The following is a 14193-nucleotide window of genomic DNA, read 5'->3' on the forward strand; positions in this document are numbered from 1 at the left end:
GTCGGAACAGGGGGCAGGCCCCCGCGGGTGCGGCGGCCTGGTCACTGCTACCGTATCCGGTCCGGGGCCATCGGTAAGTATGCTCATCGGGACAGCCCCGGACCTCCCGGCTCCTTCGCGGCCGGAGGGCGTCCGCCCGACGGAACAGGAGATCCATGACCACCGCAGCACCCACCACCGACCCGACCACCGAGCTCACCGTGCTGGACCCGCGGGACGGGTCCGTGGTGGGCACCGTGGCCGCGGCCACCGAGGACGAGGTCCGCGCCGCGGTCGCCGCCGCGCACGCCGCCGCCCGGGACTGGGCGCGCACGGCCCCGGAGCAGCGGGGCAGGGCCCTGCGAGCGGCCGCGGACCGCCTGGCCGAGCACGCCCGGGAGCTCGCCGAGCTCAACACCCGCGAGACCGGCAAGCCCTTCGAGGAGGCCCTCGGCGGGGTCCAGGCCGGGATCGGCACCCTCTACCAGTACGCCGAGCTGGGTCCCGTGCACCGGGGCCGCAGCCTGCGCGGCGACGTGCTGGCGTCGGACTACACCGTGGCCGAGCCGCGCGGCGTCGTCGTCGCCCTGACCCCCTGGAACGACCCGGTCGCCGTGGCCGCGGGCCTGCTCGGGGCCGCGCTGGTCTCGGGCAACACCGTGGTGCACAAGCCCAGCGAGCGCTGCCCGCACGTCGGTGCCCGGCTCGGGGAGATCCTCGCCGAGGCCCTGCCCGCCGGGGTGCTGGGCACCGTCAGCGGCGGGGCGGCCGTCGGCGAGCTGCTCACGGGTCTGCCCGACGTCGACGTCCTGGCCCACGTCGGATCCACCGCCACCGGGGAGGCCATCGCCCGCGCCGCCGTGGGGACCGGCGCCCACGTGATCCGCGAGAACGGCGGCAACGACGCCCTCGTGGTCGACGACGACGTCGACCCCGGCTGGGCCGCCGAGCAGGCGGCCCTGGGGGCGTTCGCCAACGTGGGGCAGATCTGCGTGGCGGTCGAGCGGATCTACGTCCACCGCGCCGTGGCCGAGCCCTTCCTGGCGGCCCTCGCCGAGCAGGCGCGCCGGCGCAACGCCGAGGGCTCGCTCGCCCCGCTGGTCGACGAGCGGATGCGGGAGGAGGTCCACCGCCAGGTCGCCGACAGCGTCGCCGCGGGCGCCGTCGTGCTGGAGGGCGCGCGGGTGCCCGAGGGACCCGGCGCCTTCTACCCCGCCACCGTGCTGGCCGAGTGCGCCCCGGGGATGACCGTCATGGCGGAGGAGACCTTCGGGCCCGTGGCCCCCGTCCAGGTGGTGGACAGCTTCGCGGAGGGCCTGCGGCTGGCCGCGGCCGACCGCTACGGGCTGGCCGCGACCGTCCTGACCGGCCGGATCGCCCATGCCCAGCAGGCCGTGGCGGAGCTGCCGGTCGGCACGCTGAAGGTCAACAACGTCTTCGGCGGCGCCCCGGGCGGTGCCGCGCAGCCGCGGCGGGCCAGCGGCGCGGGCTTCGGCTACGGGCCGGAGCTGCTGGACGAGATGACCCAGGTGAAGGTCGTGCACGTCGAGATGCCCCCGACCCGCGGCTGAGCCCGAGGCAGTTCCCGGCCCCGGGGCCGGGAACTGCCGCGGCACGCCCTGCGGGACGTCCCGGGGCGCGGACGCCTCCGGGGCCCCGGAACTCCGGCGCCCCGCTTCCCTCGGAGAACCGCCGCGGCGGGGTGTCAGCCCCGGCGCAGCGGCTGGAGCAGCCCGCGGACGCGCTCGGAGGGCTGCTCGCCCAGCTCCCGCGCCACCAGCGCGCGGAAGTCCTCGAACGTCCGCCGCGCCTCGGTCCCGTTGCCCAGACCCAAATGCGCGCGGATCAGCAGGCACACGGCGCTCTCCCGCAGGGGAGCGGCGTCACGGACGGTGCGGGCCAGGGCCAGGGCGCGGTGGACGTCGCCGTGGGCGAGGCAGAACTCGGCCCGCTCCTCCACGGCGTTGACGTAGAGCTCCTGCAGCCGCGCCTGCTCGGCGAGGACCCAGTCGTCGTACCAGCCCGGCAGCAGCGCCACCCCGGGGCGGTCCAGCACCCACGCGTCGTCCCGGGCCACGGACCAGGCGGCCACCGGGCGCACCACCAGCTCGAGCAGGCGGTGCAGGTCCACGTCCACCGACTCGGCCAGCGCCAGGACGCCTCCCTGGCACACCACCGACCCCGGCAGGCGGCGGGAGAGCGCGAAGACGGCCGCCCGCAGATTGCCCAGCGCATGGTCCTCCGGCACCTCCGGCCACAGCAGTCCGGCGAGGTAGGCCCGGGAGCGGGGGCCGTGGATCGCCAGGGCCGCCAGCAGCCGCTGCTGCCGAGACCCCGTCTGCACCCGGGTGCCCCGCACGGTGGCGTCCCAGCTCCCCAGCAGCCGCAGCGCGATCGTCCCCCGCTCGCCCATGAGCCGTCTCCCCCCGCCTGACCAGGCGCGATGTCCGCGCCGTGGGTTCACCGCCATGCTGAGCCGCGGCCCCGGGGGAAGTCAACGACATGTCGCGCCCCGCATCGAGTGCGACCGCCCCGGCCCGGACCCCGGTGCCGGGGCCCGGGCCGGGGCGGTGCGGCGAGGGTCAGTCCCACCACTTGTGGTAGAGGCGGTCGTCGCTGCCGATCGCGCACACGTCGACCCGGTCGCGGGCCCAGGAGACCGCCGAGGGGTTGTGCTTGACCCGCCCGCCGAGGCTCTCCCAGCCGCTCCAGCCGCGGTCGTACCACTGGTGCCACACGGCGTCGTCGGTGCCGACCACGAAGCAGTCGAGCCGGCCCCTGGCCCAGGACGAGGCGCCGGTCCCGCCCCGGCAGACGCCGCCGAGGCTCTCCCAGCCGCTCCAGCGGCGCCCGTTCCACCACTTGTGCCACAGGGCGCTGTCCGTGCCGATGCCGAAGCAGTCGATCCGGTCCCGGTCCCAGGACACCGCGGAGGGGTTGTACCGCAGCCGGCCGCCGAGGCCCTCCCAGGCGCTCCAGCGGCGCCCGTTCCACCACTTGTGCCACAGGGCGTTGTCCGTGCCGAGCACGAAGCAGTCCAGCCGGTTGCGCGCCCAGGAGGAGACCCCCACGCCGCCGCGGCAGCGGCCGCCGAGGCTCTCCCAGCCGCTCCAGCGGCGCCCGTTCCACCACTTGTGCCACAGGGCGTTGTCGCGGCCGATGCCGAAGCAGTCGATCCGGTCGCGGTCCCAGGAGACGGCCGCGGGATTGGACTTCAGCCGGCCGCCGAGGCTCTCCCAGTCGCTCCAGCCGCCCTCGTACCACTTGTGCCACAGCGCGTCGTCGGTGCCGACGACGAAGGCGTCGAGGCGGCCCCGCGCCCAGGAGGACACGCCGGTGCCGTAGCGGCAGACCCCGCCCAGGTCCTCCCAGCCCGACCAGGCGGTGGTGGTGACGGGTGCGGCGGAGCCGGCCGGGGCCGGGCCCAGGGCCACCCCGGCACCCAGCACCGCCCCGGCCGTGATCAGGTTCCTGCGGGAGACGCCGCCGGGGGAGGCGGCAGCGGTCCGGTCGTGCGGAAGGTCCCGTGTGGTCATGGTGTGCTCCTCGACGCGGGGCGGGACCGGCCGGTGGCACGGTGCTCCCGCCGCGGTGGACGGTGGCCGCGACCGGGCCGGGCCCTCGCGCCCGTCCGCCGGGCGGGCCGGGGCCCGCCGGTCGCACGGCCATGATGCGGCCCGCGGTGTGACCCCGGTGTGACTACTGCCGGGACACTTCGCCGGGACCCGTCCGGGACCTCTGTTCGTGCGCGCGAGCCGGCGGGCGGCCCCGGAGGCGGCCGGCCGGGCTCAGAAGCGGCGCCGGACCCGCAGGGTGCTCGCCAGGCGCCGTACCTTGGGCACGTTGGTGGAGAGCACCAGGTAGCCGGTGAGGGTGCCCACGGTGGTCGCCCCGCCGGCGATGAGCGGCGTGTGGTACCGGCGCCACCGCTCCGGGTCCGAGGCCAGGATGTGGGCCATCCCGTTGATGGACGCGGCGATCACCGCCCCGGCGACCACCTGGTGGCCGATCTTCTCGCCGCGCTTGAGCAGCGGCTCGAACTCGTCGGCGCGCAGGTGGACGTCGAAGCCGCCCCGCTCCAGGACCACGATCAGCCGGCGCAGGTACTCCGGGGCCTCCACGCCCATCTGCACGGCGTCCTCCACGGTGTCCCGCAGCCGCTTGACGAGGACCTCGGGGGAGAGCCGGTGCAGGACGAAGCGCTGGGCGTAGGGGGTGAGGACCGTGACCAGGTCGAAGTCCGGGTCCAGGCCCGTGCCCACGGACTCGGCCGTGACGAGCATCCGCAGGAACAGGGCGGACTCGCGCGGCAGGTGCATCCGGTAGCGGCGCAGCAGGCCGATGAGGTCGCCCATGAGGTGGCCCACCCGCACCTCCTGCAGCGGCTTGTTGGCGTAGCGGCGCAGCAGGATCCCCACGTCGCGGTCCAGCTCCCGCTTGTTGACGTCCTCCTCCTGGGAGGTCATGCCGAGCAGCCCGGCGGCGGCGCGCCGGGGGTTCTGCTGCACCACCCCGAGCATGAGGGTGACCAGGTGGTCGCGGAACTCGTCGGTCAGGGTGCCCATCATGCCGAAGTCGATGATGCCGATCCGCCCGCCGGCCTCCACGAAGAGGTTGCCCGGGTGCGGGTCGGCGTGGAAGAAGCCGTGCTCGAAGATCATCCGGCAGATGGCCTCGGTGGAGTCCACGGCCAGCAGGTGGCGGTCGAGCCCGGCTGCCTCGAGCGCGGGGTAGTCGTTGATCTTGATCCCGCGGACCCGCTCCATGGTGAGGATCCGGGAGGTGGAGGCCTCCCAGAAGATCTCCGGGATGTGCACCCGGGGGTCGCCCCGGAAGTTCTCCGCCATCCGCTGGGCGTTGCGGGCCTCCGTGAGGTAGTCCAGCTCGTCCCGCAGGGACTGCGCGAACTCGTCCGCGAACCCCGCGAGGTCGAAGTGCTCCACGGCCGGCCAGTAGGTGGACAGCAGCTTGGCGAGCTCCGCGAGGATCTCCAGGTCCCGGTTGACCTCCTCGACGACGCCGGGCCGGCGCACCTTCACGACGACGTCGACGCCGTGGTAGACGGCCGCGTGGGCCTGGCCGATCGAGCCCGTGGCCAGCGGGGTGGGGTCGATCTGGGCGAGGATCTCCTCCGCGGCGGAGTCCGGCTCGGACTCGATCATCGCGCGGATCTGCTCCGGCGGCACCGGCGGCGAGTTGTCCTGCAGCCGGGTCAGCTCCTGCACGTAGCGCGGCGGCAGGAGGTCCGGGCGCGTGGAGACCAGCTGCCCCAGCTTCACGAACGTGGGACCGAGCTCCTCGAGGGCCTGCCGCAGGTGCACCGGCTGGCTGTAGAGCTTGTTCGGGTCGATCAGGCGCACCCGGGCCAGCGGCGCCCGCCACTCCTCCTTGATCCCGCCGAGGGCGAAGCCGAAGCCGTGCTTGGAGAGCACCTCGAGGATCTGCAGGAAGCGTTCGCGGCGGCTGATCATCGGCCGGCCACTCCGGTGCTCATCCGGGCCAGGTAGAAGGACATGAAGCCGGTGGCCACCGCCACGATGAAGCACAGCGCGCTGACCAGCGGCTCGATCCCCAGGAACACCGCCCCGACCCCGGCCAGCAGCACGGTCACCGCCAGCAGCGCCCACACGGCCACGCCGACCCGCCCGGCGGCACCGGCGCGGGGCCGGGCCGAGGAGCGCTGGGCGGAGACGTCCTCGTCCTGCCCCGAGCGCTCGGCGCCGGCCCCGGTCACGGTCAGGCCCTTGCGCCACTTCTTGGCGTTGCGGGAGCGGTCGGCCTCGGCCGGGACGTAGGCGTCCGGCACCGGGTGGCTGTCGGCGGGCGGGAGCAGCTCGGGGACGTCGTTGGGCAGCCGCTCGAACCACTCCGCCGGGATCTCCTCCGGGCGGGCGGCCTGGATGGTCATCGACACCTCGAAGGCGGAGCCGCGGATCGTGCCCCACACCGCGGTGAGCAGCTCGTGCTGGAACGCGTGGTTGATGATCGGGATGAACTGCTGGGACATCTGGGTGGAGAGCCGGCCCACCTGCCGGCGCTCGTAGAGCACGTCCACGGTGTCCACGACCTGCCCGTGGTGGTTCTTGACCTTGTTCGCCTCCAGGGTCAGCATCACCCGGCCCTCGCCCGACGGCGGCACCACGCTGTGCAGGTACTCGGCGAACTCCTGCTCGTCCAGGACCTTGATCGAGGGCCCCTGCGGCAGCACGGTCGCGTGCGTCGGGGGCGTGTTGAGCGGGAACAGCAGGTCCGGGGCCGCGATCGACAGCCGCGCCGACGCGTCGACCTCCGCCTGCCCGTCCTGGCGCAGCACGGTGGCGTCGAGCTTGAGCGGGGCCACCGGTGTGAACCCCGAGGCGATCACCCGGGCCAGGTAGGGCCAGTACCGCTGCGCGTCCTGCTGGGCGAGGTGACCGATCTTGTTGGGCCCGATCCGCACCGAGACCGTGTGCGGGTCGAAGGGGTTGTCCGGCTCCGGCACCAGCGCCGCATTGCCCGTCCAGGTCCGCAGCTTGCCGAAGGACAGACCGCCGAACACCCGCATGATCTCGGTGTCGTAGAAGTTCTCCGTGACGATCTCCAGAGAGCCGCGGTCGTTGAGCGCGTAGTCGGTCATGGTCTCCCTCGGTGGAGCTGGGGCGGCAAGTCGTCAATAGCTTCTCACGATTCCCGGATCGGCCGGTTCATCCCCCCGGCCCCTACGGTGTCCGGGCCGACTGGTGCAATGATCACCGGTCAGGACACCGATCAGGACACCGGGGCGGGCCCCGGTGCCCGCCCCGGGACGAGAGCCGGACCGGGACCGGAGAGGAGGTGCGGATGCCCCAGGGCCAGGTCCCCCCGCCCGAGCCCGCCCGCACGGCCGTGGACGTCGACGTGCTCCGCACGCTGTTCCTCAGCCCCGGCGGCTGGATCCACCGCCGCGTGGAGTCCGTGCTCATGAGCCCCGACGGCGTCACCCGGCGGAAGGTCTCCCTCGACGTGGACCTCGCCGCCCACGACCCGTGGCCGGCCGACGCCGCGGGCCGGCTGCTGGTGCCGGTCACCATCCAGGCCAAGCAGCCCCTGCGCAACTTCGACGCCGTCTGCGAGGGGGAGCCCGCCCCCGTGCTCGGCACCGAGGACAACGGGGCGCTCGCCGAGCTGCTGCTGCGCGGGCTCATCCCGGAGCAGCTGCCGCTGGCCGAGGCCGCGCTGCTGGCCGAGCAGCACGTGCCCGCGATCGTGCACGCGCCGGAGCTGCTCGTGGAGGACGCCCTCGACCGGTTCTGGGCCCACTGCGAGCACCTGCGCGCGGTCGTGCACGAGCTGATCGTGCTGGGCCGGCTCTCGGCCGAGGACGCCGAGAACTGGGACGGCGACTTCGCCCTGTTCACCACGGTGGCCGACCAGCTGGCCCGCGGGTTCCTGCTGACCTTCGCGCTGCCCGCCGAGCTCGCGGGCCGGCGGCTCGTGCTCAAGTACGCGATGGACGAGCAGTACGCCGCCGGCCGCCGGCCACGGGCGCAGGACCGGCTGCGGCACTGCTGGAAGCCCTGGGTCGGCCGGGTGGGCCTGCACGACCTCGCCTCCTGCCGCAGCTTCCACCTGGAGCTGACGGTGCCCGCGGAGGTCCGGCTGCACGAGTTCACGGTCCTCTCCGCCGAGGACGACCGGAGCGGCACGGCCCCGGACCGGGCGGTGGACCGCGTCCTGGCCGAGGACCGGACCGTGCAGCGGTGGCCCGGCGCCGTCCGCGGCCACCTGGCGCTGCGGCCCACGTCCCGGTTCGACGACGCCTTCTGCGAGATGGTGATCCTGCCGGCCCGGCAGGGGATCACGGCGTTCGCGTCCGTGGCGGTGAGCCTGATCACCGCGGTCTTGCTTCTCGTGGGCCTCGTGGCGGCCGCGCCCGACCGGGTGCTGGGGCCGGGTTGGCAGGTGCCGTCGGCGGCGGCGTCGATCGTGATGTCCGTGGTCGCAGTGCTGCTGTCCTGGATCAACCGGCAGCCCGAGCACGACCTGTCGGTGCGGGTGATGCGCCCGCTGCGCTACGCCCTGAACCTGGAGGCGTTCGTCATGCTCATGCTCGCCGGCGCGGCGTCGGTGCCCTTCACCCCGGGGGCGGCCGGGACGTACTGGGCGACGCTGCTGCTCCTGCACGCGCTGTCCCTCGTGCTGGTCGTGCGCACCTGGTGGGTGCGCCGGGCCGTGGACCGCGGCCGCTACACCGCCCGGGCGCGACGGCGCGGGCCGTGACCGGCGGCGCTCTGTTCAGTGGGACGGTGGCCTCCTACACTGGAGAGGTCACGGAAAGGATCCACCATGGCCTACGACGCACGCACCGGCCCGCAGGAGCCCCAGCCGCGCCGCACGCGCTCCAACGACTCCAAGGTGAACGTGCTGCAGATGGGCAACTCGTCGATGTCCCTCGGCCAGAGCCTGGACCGGCGGGTCTTCAAGTCCAACGAGGACGCCCAGCGCGCGGTGGAGCGCGTGCTGCGCCGGGCCGCCCGCCGCGCCGGCTGAGGCGGCGCCGCCGGACCGGGCGCACCCCGGGCGGCGGGCCTCCTTGCCACCGCCCGTCGAGATCCTGACTCCGCAGCCCCTGACCCCTCCCGGGACGCTGTCCTGCGGCCGCCGATCGGCGTGCCCGGGCGACCGCCGTCAGACCGCAGCGCCCCCGGTGCCGGGCGCCGAGACCGCGGGGGCGTGCAGCGGCAGGGTGAGCGTGGGGTCCGGGCGCCAGGGCACGTCGATCACCGCGCGCAGGGCCCACCGGATCCGCAGCCCCGGCAGCCGCAGGGTCGGGGCGGGCAGCCGGTCCGGCACCGGCAGCGTGAACGACACCTCCCGCACCTGCCCGCCCGGGATGTCCCCGCCGCGGACCACCGTGCGGGACACGACGGTCTCCACCTCCCGGCCGTCGTCGGCGGGGCTGCGGGCGGGGTCCGCCCCCGCGCCGGGGCCGTGCTCGACGCGCTCCTGCAGGACGAGCTCGACGCGGAAGGAGCGGGCGGGCACGCCGGTGAGCGCGGCCAGGCGCAGGGTCCCGGTCAGCGGGTGTCCCGGGACGAGGGCGCGCGAGGAGAGCCGGTCGAGGTCCATGGCCGCGTAGGCCCGCGAGCGCTCCTGCGGCGGCGTGTGGGCGTCGGCCATCCCCTCCCGCGCTCCGGCGCGGACCTCCACGGGCCGTTCCCGCACGACGTCGCGGCGCCCTCGGCGCGGCAGCCGCAGCCGCACCGCCCAGCGGACCTGGATCAGCTTCCCCTCGGCGCTGCCCGGCGCCCCGGCCGGGACCGTGAGCTCGGCGCGGAGGACCGCGGGCTCGTCGGGGTCCGGCCGGGCGGAGGTGTCGTCCGGCGCGCGGTCCACCGCGGTGTCCAGGGTGGCGGTGTCCACGGTGACGGTGTCCTCCGCCCAGGCGGTCTGCATCGCCCCGTAGAGGTTGCCGCGGCGGTATCCGTAGCGCAGCGTGCGGAGCAGCTCCACGGTGGCACCGTCGAAGCCTGCGTGCTCGTCCTCCGTGGCGCGCGCCCGCACGACCACCCCCAGGTGCGCGCCCGCCTCGACAGGCCCGTCGGGGTCCACGAGGAGCTCGACGTCGAGTCCTGCCCGGGTTCCGGTGCCGATGGCCATGCCGTCATCGTCGGGATCGGGCGCGGGCGGTGTCAACGCTCCGGCCGCACCGGGCCGGTAGATGACGCCCGGCCCGGCCCGGCGGCCCGTCAGGGACGGGCGGCCGCCTGGGCGCGCAGGGCCCGCAGCAGGTGGTCCTGCTCCTCGGCCAGGATCCGGCGCAGCGCGGCCGGCGCTCCGGCGTGGTTGGTCAGCCACAGCTCCGTGCGCGCCACCACGGGGTGGTGCTGCGGGTCGCGGCCCGGCTCCAGATCGACGTCCGAGGGGTAGAGGCCCTCGACGGTGCGGGTGGCCATCCCGATGGACCGGCGCGCCCAGACCTCCTCCAGCATGGCGAAGTAGGGCTCCCGGTAGGGCTCCACCAGCTCCTCCGGGCCGAGCCGGAACCCGGCGATGGTGGCCGTCAGCAGGTCGTTGGACAGCCCCTCGCCGGTGATCGCCGCCCAGGCCTCGGCCTTGGCCTCCGGGGTGGGCCGGGCGGCGCGGGTGCGAGCCCACCCGATCTGCCCCGTGCGGGTGCGGTCCGCCGCGTGCTCCCGCTGCACGGCGGCCTCCAGCTCCGGGTCCGGGCCGTGGGCGGTCGCCACCAGCGCCGTCCACAGCGCCCAGCGCAGCTCCGAGCCCAGCGCCAGCCCCGGCAGGGAGTCCGCCCCGGTGAGCAGGTCCCGCAGCCAGCCGTCGTGGGAGCGGTCGCGCCGGGCCAGGCGCGCGGTCTGCCGGGCAAGGGCGAGCTGGCGGTCGCTGCCGGGGTCCGCCCCGCGCAGCTCGCGCACGGCGACGTCGAGCAGCCGCCCCCGCAGCCGGTCCCGCCGCGCCGGCGGGGTGTAGCGCTCCACCGCCTGCACGGCGTGCTCCACGGCGTTGGCGAACATCCCCGGCTGCGGTTCGGCGAACCCGTGGTCCAGCACGGCCCCCACCCAGTCCCCGGGGTCCAGCTCGGCGTCGCGGGCCGCGTTCCACAGCCCCGACCACAGCTGGGCCCGGGCCATGGCGTCCTCCACGGAGGACAGCGAGCTCAGCGCCGTGGTCAGCGACAGCGGGTCCAGGCGGGTCTTGGCGTAGGTCAGGTCCTCGTCGTTGACCACCAGCAGCGGGGCGGTGGAGCCCACGAGCTCCGGGACCTCCACGCAGGCCGCCGCGGGCAGGTCCACGCTGACCGTGCCGGTGCGCACCAGCACGTCCCCGGGCCCGCGCTCGTAGCCGCCGAGCAGCAGCCGGTGCGGCCGCAGCACGCCGGGGCCGGGCTCCTGCAGCAGCGCGGCGAAGGTCACCGCCCCGTCGTCGTCCCGGGCGAGGTCCAGGCTGAGGGTGCCGACCCCCGAGGTGCCCAGCCAGGACTCCGCCCACCCGCGCACGTCCCGCCCGGAGGCCTCCTCGAGCACGGCCAGGAAGTTCTCCAGCGTGGTGGACCCGTAGGCGTGGCGGCGGAAGTAGGAGCGGCACGCGTCGACGAACGGGCCGTAGCCCACGAAGGCGACGAGCTGCTTGAGCACCGCCGCGCCCTTGGCGTAGGTGATGCCGTCGAAGTTCTGCCGGGCGGCCTCGAGGTCCGGGATGTCGGCGACCACCGGGTGCGTGGTCGGGAGCTGGTCCTGCTGGTACGCCCAGGCCTTGCGCCGGTCGGCGAAGGCGATCCACGCCTCCTCGAAGTCGGTGGCCTGCACCGACGCGTGGGCGCCCATGAACTCCGCGAAGGACTCCTTCAGCCACAGGTCGTCCCACCAGCTCATGGTCACGAGGTCCCCGAACCACATGTGGGACATCTCGTGCATCAGCGTGTTCGCCCGGCCCTGGTACTGGGCACGGGTCGCCCCGTCCGGGAACAGGTACTCCTCGGTGAACGTCACCAGACCCGGGTTCTCCATCGCCCCGAGGTTGTACTCGGGCACGAACGCCTGCTCGTACTTCCCGAACGGGTACGGGTGGTCGAAGAGCTCGGTGAAGAACGTCAGCCCCTGCCGGGTGAGGTCGAACAGCTCGCGGGCGTCGAGGTGCTCGGCCAGCGAGGCCCGGCAGTACAGGGCCAGCGGCACGGTCATCCGGCTGCCGTCCTCGAAGGAGTGCCGCCACTCGCTCGCCACCCGGTGGTAGGGCCCGGCCAGGACGGTGGTGATGTACGTGGAGATCCGCTCGGTGGGGGAGAACTCGTGCCGCAGCGCCCCGCCGCGCTCCGCCTCCGGGGCGGGGGAGGTCGCCATCCGCACCCCGTTGGACGAGACCTCCCAGCCCTCCGGGGCCAGGACCGTGAACCGGAACGACGCCTTGAGGTCGGGCTGCTCGAAGCCGGCGAAGACCCGGCGGGCGTCCGCCGGCTCGTACTGCGTGTAGAGATAGGTCCGCCCGTCGGCGGGGTCCACGAAGCGGTGCATGCCCTCGCCCGAGCGGGAGTACCGGGCCCGGCCGGCCACCGTGACCTCGTTGTGCGCGGCGAGGGACGGCAACCGGATCCGGGAGCCCTCCACGACGTCGTCCGGGTCCAGGGCCAGGCCGTTGACCGTCACCGACTCCACCGAGTGCGCGATGAAGTCCAGGAACGTCTGCGCGCCCTCCTCGGCGCGGAAGCGCACCGTGGTCACCGACCCGAACGAGTCCTCCGCCGGGTCGGCGGCGGCGGAGAGGTCGAGCACCACCTCGTAGTCCTCCACGGTGATCAGCGCGGAGCGCTCGGCGGCCTCACGGCGGGTCAGGTTGTCGTTGCGCACGGTGCCATTGAACCATCCGGGCCGCCGCCCCGCCCTGGACGGCAGGCTGACGGTGCCTAGGCTGGAGGCGACCGCCGCCCTCGACCCCAGGAGGCCCCTCATGGCCGACGCCCCCGCCGCCCGCAGCGGGCGCGCCCCCGAGCCGGCGGGTCCCGCCGGGCAGGACCGCCGCACCGTGCTCGCCGGCGCGCTGCTGGGCGCGGGCATCGCCGCCTCCGTGGTGGACCTCGCCGTGTTCCACCTCATCCTGCACTGGCACCACTTCTACGACCTGTCCACCACCGGCGTCGCGCTGTTCTCGGACGGCCTCTTCCACGCCTTCGGCTGGTTCGTGACGGTCGGCTCGCTCTTCCTGCTCGCCGACGTGCGGCGCCGCGGGCCCGTGTCCCGGGGGCGCTGGGCCGGGGCGCTGCTGGCCGGCCTGGGCGCCTTCCAGCTCTTCGACGGCGTGGTGCTGCACAAGGTGCTCCGGATCCACCAGGTCCGCTACGACGTGGACCTGCTGCTCTACGACGCCACCTGGATCGGGACCGCCGTGCTCGCGCTCGCGGCGGGGCTGGGGGTGCTCCACCGCGCCCGGCCCGCCCGGGCCGCCCGGTGAGCCCGCACCACGGCGGCCCGGACTGGGCCGCCGTCGAGGCCGCGGCCGGGCTCGTCCTGGTGGCGGGTGCGGCCGGGTACGCCGCGGCGCTGTGGGCGGCCCGGCACCGCGGCCCGTGGCCGGGCGGACGGACGGTCCTGTGGTTCGCGGGGCTCGGCTGCGCGGGGGCGTCCCTGCTCGGACCCCTGGCCGCCGCCGCCCACGGCAGCTTCGTCGCCCACATGGTGGTGCACCTGCTCCTCGGGATGGCGGCGCCGCTGCTGCTCGTGCTCGGCGCGCCCGTGACCCTGGCGCTGCGGGCGCTGCCCGTGGCCGGCGCCCGGTCCCTGTCCCGGCTCCTGCGCAGCCGTCCGGTCCGGGTGGTGAGCCACCCGGTGGTGGCGGGGACGCTGAACGCCGGCGGGCTCTGGGTGCTGTACGGCACCGGCCTGTACGCCGCCATGCACTCCTCGGCGCCGGTGCACGCGGCCGTGCACGCCCACGTGCTGCTCGCCGGGTACCTCTTCACCGCGGCGGTCGTGGGCGTGGACCCCGACCCCCACCGGGGATCCCTCCGCCTGCGCGCGGCGGTGCTGGTGGGGTTCCTGACCGTGCACGCGGTGCTGGCGAAGCGGCTCTCCGGGGACCCGCCCGCCGGGGTGGGCACCGCCGACGCGCAGCTGGGGTCCAGGATCATGTACTACGGCGGGGACGCCGTGGACGTGGCCCTGCTCGTGGTCTTCTTCGCCCAGTGGTACGCCGCCGGCCGGACCCGGACGGCCCCGGCGGCGGTGTGAACGGCCGGGCTCAGGCCGCCGGCGCGGAGCCGCCCCGGGCCTCGAGCTCGGCGAGGAGCTCGTCGTGCCGGTCCTGGGTGACGGGGTGCGGGCCGTCCGGACCGGTCAGGTACTCGTGCTCGAGCTGGCACGCGACCCGGCTGTGCAGCACCTGCAGCTCCACCAGGGACAGGGCGGAGAGCTCGGCGGGGAAGGCGCAGTCCGGGCCCAGGCACGTCTCGCAGCCGGGCGTTCCCCCGGCGGCGGGGCCGGCCGGGGACGGGACGGTGTCGAGGCCGCTCATGCCGCCACCCCCGCCGGGTCGGTCCCGCCGGGGGGCCGCGGGACGGGGACGGTGCCGGTGCGGCACCGGGCGACCGGGTCGATCTGCACGACGACGGTCAGCTGGGAGTCCATGGAGGATTCCTTCCACAACGGGACGGCGTGGCCGGCTGCTTGACCCGTGAGGTCGAGCTTAGACCCGCCCGCCCCCCGCCACCAGGGGAAATGCGCAGCCGCGCGCCGGCCGGGGCGGGGG

The 14193-nt window shown here is 75.1% G+C and carries 12 protein-coding genes; 5 read left to right on the forward strand and 7 right to left on the reverse strand.

Annotated features, from left to right (window positions below; genetic code table 11):
• Positions 1-155: 155 nt before the first annotated feature.
• Positions 156-1550 carry an aldehyde dehydrogenase family protein gene (locus AYX06_RS01350; protein WP_062733694.1) on the forward strand — a complete coding sequence of 465 codons (1395 nt, stop codon included), beginning with the start codon at positions 156-158 and terminating at the stop codon, positions 1548-1550.
• Positions 1551-1684: 134 nt separating this feature from the next.
• On the opposite strand, the gene AYX06_RS01355 is transcribed toward AYX06_RS01350, so the two are convergent.
• The 4 genes from AYX06_RS01355 to AYX06_RS01370 all read right to left on the reverse strand — a co-directional run bounded on the left by AYX06_RS01355 (position 1685) and on the right by AYX06_RS01370 (position 6595).
• Complete coding sequence (locus tag AYX06_RS01355) at positions 1685-2392, reverse strand: AfsR/SARP family transcriptional regulator (RefSeq protein WP_062733696.1); 708 nt, start codon at positions 2390-2392, stop codon at positions 1685-1687.
• A 169-nt stretch (positions 2393-2561) separates the two neighbouring features.
• The gene (locus AYX06_RS01360; protein WP_062733698.1) at positions 2562-3515 is read right to left on the reverse strand and encodes a hypothetical protein; all 954 of its coding nucleotides are present in this window, start codon (positions 3513-3515) and stop codon (positions 2562-2564) included.
• Positions 3516-3767: 252 nt separating this feature from the next.
• Positions 3768-5450 (reverse strand): ABC1 kinase family protein, encoded by a 1683-nt coding sequence (locus AYX06_RS01365; RefSeq protein WP_062733701.1) that lies wholly within the window; start codon positions 5448-5450, stop codon positions 3768-3770.
• Positions 5447-6595 carry a hypothetical protein gene (locus AYX06_RS01370; protein WP_062733703.1) on the reverse strand — a complete coding sequence of 383 codons (1149 nt, stop codon included), beginning with the start codon at positions 6593-6595 and terminating at the stop codon, positions 5447-5449. Before AYX06_RS01370 ends, AYX06_RS01365 begins: the two co-directional genes overlap by 4 nt.
• A gap of 203 nt (positions 6596-6798) precedes the next feature.
• On the opposite strand from AYX06_RS01370, the gene AYX06_RS01375 reads away from it, so the two are divergent.
• Positions 6799-8217, forward strand: a complete 1419-nt coding sequence (locus AYX06_RS01375; protein WP_062733706.1) for a hypothetical protein — start codon at positions 6799-6801, stop codon at positions 8215-8217.
• Positions 8218-8283: 66 nt separating this feature from the next.
• Positions 8284-8487 carry a hypothetical protein gene (locus tag AYX06_RS01380; protein ID WP_062733708.1) on the forward strand — a complete coding sequence of 68 codons (204 nt, stop codon included), beginning with the start codon at positions 8284-8286 and terminating at the stop codon, positions 8485-8487.
• A 138-nt stretch (positions 8488-8625) separates the two neighbouring features.
• On the opposite strand, the gene AYX06_RS01385 is transcribed toward AYX06_RS01380, so the two are convergent.
• Both AYX06_RS01385 and pepN read right to left on the reverse strand, forming a co-directional pair.
• Positions 8626-9597, reverse strand: coding sequence for a hypothetical protein (locus AYX06_RS01385; protein ID WP_062733711.1), 972 nt, complete (start codon positions 9595-9597; stop codon positions 8626-8628).
• Between the two features lie 89 nt (positions 9598-9686).
• On the reverse strand, positions 9687-12299 hold the full coding sequence (gene pepN, locus AYX06_RS01390) for an aminopeptidase N (RefSeq protein ID WP_062733713.1): 2613 nt from the start codon (positions 12297-12299) through the stop codon (positions 9687-9689).
• 100 nt (positions 12300-12399) lie between these two features.
• On the opposite strand from pepN, the gene AYX06_RS01395 reads away from it, so the two are divergent.
• Together AYX06_RS01395 and AYX06_RS01400 are read left to right on the forward strand one after the other, a co-directional pair.
• The gene (locus AYX06_RS01395) at positions 12400-12900 is read left to right on the forward strand and encodes a DUF2243 domain-containing protein (protein ID WP_062733715.1); all 501 of its coding nucleotides are present in this window, start codon (positions 12400-12402) and stop codon (positions 12898-12900) included.
• On the forward strand, positions 12897-13676 hold the full coding sequence (locus tag AYX06_RS01400) for a cytochrome c oxidase assembly protein (RefSeq protein WP_062733718.1): 780 nt from the start codon (positions 12897-12899) through the stop codon (positions 13674-13676). Before AYX06_RS01395 ends, AYX06_RS01400 begins: the two co-directional genes overlap by 4 nt.
• Before the next feature lie 10 nt (positions 13677-13686).
• On the opposite strand, the gene AYX06_RS01405 is transcribed toward AYX06_RS01400, so the two are convergent.
• Positions 13687-13959 carry a hypothetical protein gene (locus AYX06_RS01405; protein WP_062733721.1) on the reverse strand — a complete coding sequence of 91 codons (273 nt, stop codon included), beginning with the start codon at positions 13957-13959 and terminating at the stop codon, positions 13687-13689.
• Positions 13960-14193: the final 234 nt, after the last annotated feature.

Origin of the sequence: Kocuria turfanensis (assembly GCF_001580365.1) — a bacterium.
GTDB lineage: Bacteria > Actinomycetota > Actinomycetes > Actinomycetales > Micrococcaceae > Kocuria > Kocuria turfanensis.